Origin of the sequence: Acinetobacter sp. WC-323 (genome assembly GCF_000314615.1) — a bacterium.
GTDB classification, from domain to species: Bacteria; Pseudomonadota; Gammaproteobacteria; order Pseudomonadales; family Moraxellaceae; genus Acinetobacter; species Acinetobacter courvalinii.
Map to the genome: position 1 here is coordinate 1 of NZ_AMZS01000065.1, position 5,842 is coordinate 5,842.

5 protein-coding genes are annotated in these 5,842 nt (G+C 35.2%); 3 read left to right on the forward strand and 2 right to left on the reverse strand.

The window, feature by feature from the left end:
- Both ACINWC323_RS02470 and ACINWC323_RS02465 read right to left on the reverse strand, forming a co-directional pair.
- Nucleotides 1-786 (reverse strand): tyrosine-type recombinase/integrase (locus tag ACINWC323_RS02470; protein ID WP_009515202.1); only part of this gene is annotated, 786 nt, incomplete at its 3' end.
- A gap of 393 nt (nucleotides 787-1,179) precedes the next feature.
- Nucleotides 1,180-1,866, reverse strand: coding sequence for a phosphoribosyltransferase (locus ACINWC323_RS02465; RefSeq protein WP_000484193.1), 687 nt, complete (start codon nucleotides 1,864-1,866; stop codon nucleotides 1,180-1,182).
- An 884-nt stretch (nucleotides 1,867-2,750) separates the two neighbouring features.
- Here ACINWC323_RS02465 and ACINWC323_RS02460 point away from each other — a divergent pair.
- The 3 genes from ACINWC323_RS02460 to ACINWC323_RS02445 form a co-directional block, all read left to right on the forward strand.
- A complete protein-coding gene (locus tag ACINWC323_RS02460; protein WP_001052588.1) occupies nucleotides 2,751-3,461 on the forward strand; it encodes a hypothetical protein in 711 nt (236 codons plus the stop codon).
- Between the two features lie 12 nt (nucleotides 3,462-3,473).
- Complete coding sequence (locus ACINWC323_RS02455) at nucleotides 3,474-4,580, forward strand: ImmA/IrrE family metallo-endopeptidase (protein WP_000482094.1); 1,107 nt, start codon at nucleotides 3,474-3,476, stop codon at nucleotides 4,578-4,580.
- A gap of 175 nt (nucleotides 4,581-4,755) precedes the next feature.
- A protein-coding gene (locus ACINWC323_RS02445) for an IS3-like element ISAba21 family transposase (RefSeq protein WP_155758117.1) occupies nucleotides 4,756-5,842 on the forward strand; the annotation gives its coding sequence in 2 pieces (ribosomal slippage) (nucleotides 4,756-5,014 and nucleotides 5,014-5,842; 1,088 coding nt annotated over the 2 pieces). This gene is flagged as partial in the annotation.

Sequence of the window (5,842 nt, forward strand, 5' to 3'; positions counted from 1 at the left end):
CAAGGCAGGTATTTTCCAGATTTTTTCATTTAAATCAAAATGATGAGGCTCAGCCAATAACAATTCAGCCCCTCGCACGCCAGTATGTAATTTGAACAGCAGTGCTTTTTTAATAATCGGATGGGCATCCAATTTTAATAAATTTTTCTTAAAATCTGATATATCCTCCGCTTTCAAATACGGATAATTCTTCTTGATTTTACTGTTAATGGCGATTTTATTTAAACCATGCGCGATGTTGAATTCACAATAACCCATCGCTACAGCGTAGTCATAAATTTGGTTCAAATAACTACAAGCTTTCTTGACAGGTTCTTTTACTTGGCGTCCCTCTATTTTTTTGATTACTGAAACCAGGTCATAACGCTTGATGTTTTGAAAAGGTAAATCCTGAAGGTCTGGATAAATATCTTGCTGTAAACATCTTTCTGCTAACTGTAGTACACCGCAGCGGGGTGAATCATTAAATGCATTTTTCAGTTTGAACTGCAGCCACTCCTCCCCTACCTTACGAAAGGTGATGACATTAGAGACAGTATCATGCTCAAAACAATAATTATTGTCTTTAAAGTCATCTTTGACTTGTCGTGCCTTTTTCAGCGATAAATCAGGATAAAGCCCCAACTGAATGCGGCGACGTTTTTTTGTTTGTGGATCTGTATAGCGATAGCACCAAGATTTTCTTCCAGTCGGCTCAATCTTCAGGCTAAGTCCATCTTCATCGGATAAAAAACAAGTTTTTTCCTTGCAATGAGCTTGGCGAACTTTAATTTCAGTAAGACTCATGAAATTTAAATGAAACCTATCAGCGGATTGACGAGATCCATTATATCAAAATAGAAGAAAATATATATGATGCGTACACTACGCATCATATATATTTGTAATATATTGTTTTATATATTTAATATTTTAAGTACTTGTATTTTAGTAACCATTATAAGTACCACCTCTTCTTTAAGTTCCCAACAACTCACTTTTTCTGTCATCAATGTTAAATAAGTCTTGTGCTTTAAATTCTTAGATGACCTCCTCTACCCTTTATTATCATTTTTATAAAAGTAACTATATGTACTCATTAAAATTTGTAGAGCTCAAAAACAAAAAAGACCGCTATATAGCAGTCTTTTAACTTAATTAAATAATAATTAATTCATTTTCATCATAAGTGCATAAGCATCACGTTTGTTTTGACGCAATGATTCTATCTCGGACTTCGTCAGCTGTTTTACGAGAGTTGAGGATATACTTTGCTTCCCACTCTGTGAGCCTTTCGAAATCGTACCCGTAAATCGATTTCCACCATGCTTCAAGATTACCATATACATCCCTCAATTGCTGAAGAGTTTCTTTACTTAGAGCTAATTGTGATGAGTATTGTTTACCCGTCAGTGCATATGCTCCAATAACTTTATTCGTCCCAGTTGTTTCAATATGACCTTTTAATGCTGCAAAAGTACCACCTTGGGTCTGGGTATCATCAACAATAATAACACATTTATCATTGTTTATTGTCCCATCAAATGCTGGTGGGTTGGCTAATCTATGCCACCCATCACCGCCAGTTCTTGATACTTTTATAGCTTGAACTATATTCGTATCAACTTCAAGCCCAAGTTTCTTTGCTATAACTGCTGAAGTAGCTAAAGGAATCATATTACGACCGACTGCTTCCTCAGCATGTACAGGTACTATAATAGTTTCCCGACCATCGATAATTCTTTCTAGTTCAGCAATCGCCTCATCCGAAACTAAATCTTTAGCTAAAATATACGCACTTTCAACATCCCCTGCTTTAGCAGCTTCATACATGTAATGAGAGGTTGCATCTCCAAGACCACGGTCAATAACCGTTTTAGGAAACATATTCCAATCTGTGCGATATAACTTCATATTTTTAAATAAGTTTTAATGATGGCTAGCATTAAATTTTACACTAAATTTACCGCTAGCATCTCTTGGATATTATTTTTCGTATCAGGCAGCACTCTCAAAAGCCGTTTGTTTGGACAGTCCCCATGATCATACACGAGGCAGCTTCAAATACTTATGGGCCCATCCTATCCAGTTGTATCTTCTTGCATCACATGAATATTGTATACTCATTTTGACTACTTGAAAATTATGGAACAACGTCAATAAAAACAATAACTCTAGAGTCTTTAGTCGACATTCCTAAAAAGGTAAATTCAACATTTCTTTCCATATCATTTCTTTGTGTCTCTGGATGAACAAAAGAAACATAGCTTATTTCAAAGAATCGGGCTAGGGTTTTTATGCCAATGATTTTGTTCTCTTCATTAGCAATTAAAACATCTAATTCCAGATCAAACTCTTCTAATTATTTAATTAAATCTTTAACTTTCATTTTACTATCAACCTCTATGAATTATTTAAAAAATTAGCACAATGAAACTTGTGAAAAAAATGGATTTGAACAAAATTTTTTAGCAAAAAAAGCATAGCAACCAGAAAAATCTTTCCAGCAATCAACAAAAATATCCCCGTGTGCTTCCAGTTTACAACATTTTGACTACCACACTGCCCACAGTAGTAATAATAGCCTTTGATACGGCCACCGCATTCAGGACAATTTTTATGATTAATGAATAAGTTACTCAACGTCTCTTCTCCAAAATTCTTATTATCAAGTTGTAAGTGAAGATAGCACACATTTATAAAAATGTCTTTTTTAAAACATCAAAAGATGTTATAAAAAAGACATTCGCTACTTTAGGATAACTTTTAAGATGAATTTAAATCTCCTTGATGAAGAATCAATCCAACCTTCTGAACCCACGCCATGTGATTTTTTCAAAGGTGAAAATGCTATCAAAAAAGCTAAACAGTTAGGATTACCTGATCTCGAGTTAGTCAGAAACGCAATTATGATCGGTGATGCTGACTATAGAACAAATACTCACTATAACCGTGCACGCTTTATTGCACGATGGGGAAAAATTGGAGAACAGATTGCTTTACTGCTTCGACAATCTGATCCTGCTTGGATATTCCACAATGACAGCCAGCCAAGAATTGAGAATACAGTAAAGAAAATACAAATTATCTTTATGAGCGGGAATATTGCATTGGGGTTAGCTGATCAAGTTGTATCAGCACACTGTGAAAAAGGATTAATGACATTAAATAATATTAAGGAGAATCAGTCTGCTTATGATGATGAGACAAAATTGAGAACATGGATTTTATACTTTCCTTCAGCATCACATCCAGCCTATAAAGACATTGATATCCCAAATATTCCTTTTGAATTTGCATACCCAACTAGCTTCGTACAGGACTTAAAAGCGAAAAAAATTTCAATTTTACCAAGTGACCATACTTGCAGAATTGCATTTGAAATAGATAATACAGTTCCTGTAAAAACTGATCCTAAGCCAGTATTGGAACCATCTAATGAAATTAAACCAGATGATTTTGATATTCAGCTTGTAGTTTAATCTGAGGTTAATGTGTTTAATAAAGATCGTTTACGTATTGCTAAAGAATTACGAGGACTTAGCAATACCGATTTCGCAGAAAAATTGAGTTGCTCTATCTCTAAGGTAAAGCAACTTTTAGACGTGGATAAAGAAATCAATGAAAATGATCAAGATGATATATGCCGTGTATTAAATTTACCCAAGTCATTCTTTGCAGGTAATGACACACAACCACATGAAACAGACCAAATCTTCTATAGATCGGTTGCTCGTATTAAAGCACAGCATAGAAAAGCTAATGAGGCATATACTCTTTTAGCAATAAATATTAACAAGTACTTAAATCAGAAAGTAAAGTTACCTACTTTTCACCGTCCTGATTTAGATATTACTGAGTTTTTGGGTGAATCTAAGTATGCCGATCACCTAGCGTCAGAGTTGAGAGGTTTATGGGCTTTAGGTAATCAACCGATTAATAACATTGTTTCGTTGTGTGAGCTAAAGGGAATCCGTGTCTTTAGATTACCGACTGAAATTCGAGAAATTGATGCACTATCTTTTTTTGATGATGAAAGTGGTAGCCCTTTCATATTTCTAAATACATTTAAGTCTGCCGAAAGAGCCCGCTTCGATTGTGCACACGAACTTGGTCATATCGTTATGCATACGCATAACAAAAAAATTCGTGTCGAGAAAGATAATCGTGTTCTCGAAACTGAAGCGGATCAATTTTCATCTGAATTTTTAATGCCAACAGATGCATTTCTTTCTACTGCTCCACGCTATTTTTCACTAGAAAATATGATTGAGTATAAAAAGATTTGGCGAACATCCCTGAAGGCTATTAACTATAAAGCTCACAAGCTGGGATTAGTTAGTGATTGGGTTAATCGTAGTAACTCTATAAAGATCAATTCGTTGGGCTACAACATTAATGAACCTGAAGAAACTCATCGAGATGAGAGTTTGATGTTGCCCAAAATTATCTCTGTTTTAGCCTCACAACCATCTTTTGATAAAAATAAAATGCTTGATGAAATTGGAATCTCTGAAGAAGATTTTAATCAATTAACATTTGATGCTTTAGCTAAAGTTGAGCCCCCGAAGAAAAAACATAAGTTATATATTGTCGAGTAATACAAACCTTCCTTAAAAATAATGCGCCTTACGGCGCACTATTTATGCAAAATCCTGATTAATTTTTTTATGACTTCACGCCCAACGTAGTTTTGCATCCCATAAGTCATGATGTGTGCTGAGAAAACAGGAGGTTTTAACTTGGTAAACTATAGACACTCATCAGGAGTTTACCATGAGCAAGAAACAGAAGACTTACACCGCAGAATTTAAAGTTGAAGCAATAAAATTGATTGAAGCCAATCAAGGCAATGTATCGGAAACAGCCAGACAACTTGGCATTTCAATGCAAACTCTTTCAAATTGGAATAATAAAGCAAAGACTGGCACCTTAGCAGGCACTAAACAATATTCACCTGATCTAAATGCCTTACTCGAAGAAAATAAAAAGCTCAAACAACAGCTCAAAACAGCTGAAATGGAACGTGAATTTCTAAAAAAGGCAGCAGCGTACTTTGCGAAAGAAAGTCAGTAAGGTACGCCTATATGAAACAGCAAAGATATTTATTCCCGATTAGCTTTATGGCTAGATTACTTCACGTTTCAGTGTCACGATTTTATGATTGGCTAAAACGAGGCATGAATAAAAGATTGGTTCAGCGAAATCAACAGACAATTTTGGTCAAAATAGCTCATGAGGAAACTAAACAAAGCTATGGCTATATTCGATTAACTAAGCATTTACAAGCGCAAGGTATCAAAATCAGTACGTATGCTGTACGTCAAATAAAAAAGCTCAACCAGCTGTATTGTAAGCGTCATAAGCGTTTCAAAAGAACTACGAAGAGTGATCATAATCGAGCGATCTACGCAAATTTACTAGAGCAACAGTTTTCAATGACTAAGCCCAATCTTGCATGGTCAAGCGATATTACATACATTTGGACTGCTGAAGGTTGGTTATACTTGGCAGCAGTAAAAGACCTGTACACGAAACAAGTGGTTGGCTATAGCTTAAATGAGCGTATGACCGCACAACTTGTTTGCAATGCACTGACTATGGCGATTCGTAATCAAAAACCAACGAAAGGCTTAATTATTCATTCGGACAGAGGCAGCCAATATTGCAGCCATGAATATCGAAAGATACTGGAAAAATGTGATTTTCAAGGTTCAATGAGCAAACGTGGGGACTGTTACGATAATGCACCGATTGAAAGTTTCTGGGGCATACTCAAGAATGAATTAGTGCATCATTGCAACTATAAAACCAGAGATGAAGCTAAAGCAGATATTACAGAATACATTGTGTTATTTTATAA

Bases quoted from the DNA above. Each gene is read 5' to 3' on its own strand.
- ACINWC323_RS02465 (WP_000484193.1), bottom strand. From the start codon at position 1,866: ATGTTTCCTAAAACGGTTATTGACCGTGGTCTTGGAGATGCAACCTCT.
- ACINWC323_RS02460 (WP_001052588.1), top strand. From the start codon at position 2,751: ATGAATTTAAATCTCCTTGATGAAGAATCAATCCAACCTTCTGAACCC.